This is a genomic window from Geminicoccus flavidas (assembly GCF_009806515.1).
Taxonomy (GTDB): Bacteria; Pseudomonadota; Alphaproteobacteria; order Geminicoccales; family Geminicoccaceae; genus Geminicoccus; species Geminicoccus flavidus.
On record NZ_WUJP01000610.1, the window covers coordinates 1 to 1,840 of the forward strand.

The following is a 1,840-nucleotide window of genomic DNA, read 5'->3' on the forward strand; positions in this document are numbered from 1 at the left end:
CTCGCCCCAGGCGATCGGGGTCGGCGACATGCCCAGACTCTTGGCAATCTCCATGTGCAGCGGATGGTTCATGGTCCGCATCTTGATGCCGGCCATGTCGTCGGGCGACTTCATCTCCTTGTTGGCCGAGCTGTAGTGGCGAAAGCCGCCATTCTCCGACCAGAACAAGGGGCGCAGGCCGACCTCCTTGGCCATCCGCTCGCGCATCTGCTCGCCGACCGGCCCGTCCAGCACCCGCCAGGCGACCTCGCGGTTGACGAACAAATAGGGCACGCCGAACGCCTGGATGTCCGGGAAGGTCGAAGCGAAATGGCCGTCCGCTGGGTCGCAGGCCTGCAGGATGCCGTCCTTCACCTGGTTGACCAGGGATTCGATCCCGCCCAGCTGCGCGCCCGGATACATCTCGACCTCGATCCGACCGCCGGAGCGCGATTCGATCTCGCGCGCCAAGACTTCCAGATGGGTCCAGGCGAAATTGTTCTCGATCGGTGGCGTCGCGGTCGCAAAGCGCATGGTGAACTCGGCGGCCTGGGCGGCCGGCGCTCCGGCGAGCAGCGACACCCCGACCACCAGCGCCTTCAGCAAGCGATTGGACATGGTTCTCGGCCTTCCTGATCGTCGCAGCCGCCCTCCCTGGAGCGGCCTGCCCAACGGTGCCTTCACGGCTTGTATGTAAGGTACCGCACCTTGCCCTGCTGAGGGCGGGCTGGTCAATCCGCACGTTGCCACGTCGGCCGATGAGCCCAGTGGATGAGCATTGAGCCCCGGGCGCCCGATTGTCGGGGCGAGCGGAACCCGCTTCCGGCCAAAGGGATTAGTTCGCACAGCCGGCCAACCCGCGTCTGCCCCCGCCATCGTGCAGCCGGCAGAGCAGATGGCCGGGCCATCAGCGAGAGGAACCGGCGCTCATGCCAGACAAGCACGAGAACACCCAGAGGATCGGCGGTCCAGGCGCCAGCCACGAGAACCGCAAGCATCCGGAGAAGACCCAGGAGCGCGGACCTCATCCCGCCCAGAAGCGCGGTGAGGAGCGCAGCCGCGTGTCGACCGGCGGCGGGGAACTGGACGTTCACCACCGGCACTCGGCCGAGGGCAAAGCGGGCAAGAACGCTTGAGCGGGCATGAGCGCGTCCGGCACGCGCCGGGCGCGCTGCAGGGCGACGTCGGAGCTGGAGGCACGACCGGAACCGTCATCGACCTCCGAGACCTTGGATGGGAGACCTGGCAGGATCCAGAGCTGAAGGCCGAGAGCGCGGTCCAGTGGAAGCTGGTTTTCTCGGCAGGACGCACGCCCACCGGCGCGATCAGCATGGGATTGGCCGAGATAGCTCCCGACGGCGTCCTGCCCTTGCACCGGCACGAGCCGGCCGAGGTCTATCATGTGCTGGAGGGCCGGGGGCAGGTCGAGATCGAGAGCGCGGTACACGAGCTTTACCCGGGCCGGTTGGTGTTCATCCCGCCTGGTGCCAGGCATCGCACGAGCAGCGCTGGCTCATCGCCGCTGCGCTTTCTGTTCATCTTCCCGACCAACAGCTTCGAAGAGGTCGTCTACCAGTTCGAGGACTGAGGAAGCCGCCGGGCCTTGCTCCCTCCGATTGCTTCCGCTCAGCCTGAAGTGCGAATCCCTCCATTCCTGTCGACATGGTCCTGACATGCGGAGCCTGCTGCCTCCTTGGCAGCGACGTGGTCAACCCATCCATGGTGGCCCGGGACAGGAATGGAGGCGGCCGGAATGAGCGGTGATCCGGGGGGAGGCGGGACAGCCTCCTGGACGGGATGGATCGGCGACAGGATCCACGCATGGTCCCGGATGGTCATCGACCGGGCCGCGCAATGGCGC

3 protein-coding genes are annotated in these 1,840 nt (G+C 66.7%); 2 read left to right on the forward strand and 1 reads right to left on the reverse strand.

The genetic code is table 11. The annotated features are described in order from the left end of the window. Nucleotides 1–597: TRAP transporter substrate-binding protein (locus EQG76_RS17230; RefSeq protein ID WP_200840883.1), on the reverse strand; the 597-nt coding region annotated here is incomplete at its 3' end. A gap of 311 nt (nucleotides 598–908) precedes the next feature. On the opposite strand from EQG76_RS17230, the gene EQG76_RS17235 reads away from it, so the two are divergent. Beyond that, entirely contained in the window at nucleotides 909–1,115 is a 207-nt protein-coding gene (locus EQG76_RS17235) for a hypothetical protein (RefSeq protein ID WP_159715628.1), read from the forward strand. Beyond that, complete coding sequence (locus EQG76_RS17240; RefSeq protein WP_159715629.1) at nucleotides 1,112–1,567, forward strand: cupin domain-containing protein; 456 nt, start codon at nucleotides 1,112–1,114, stop codon at nucleotides 1,565–1,567. Before EQG76_RS17235 ends, EQG76_RS17240 begins: the two co-directional genes overlap by 4 nt. Nucleotides 1,568–1,840: the final 273 nt, after the last annotated feature.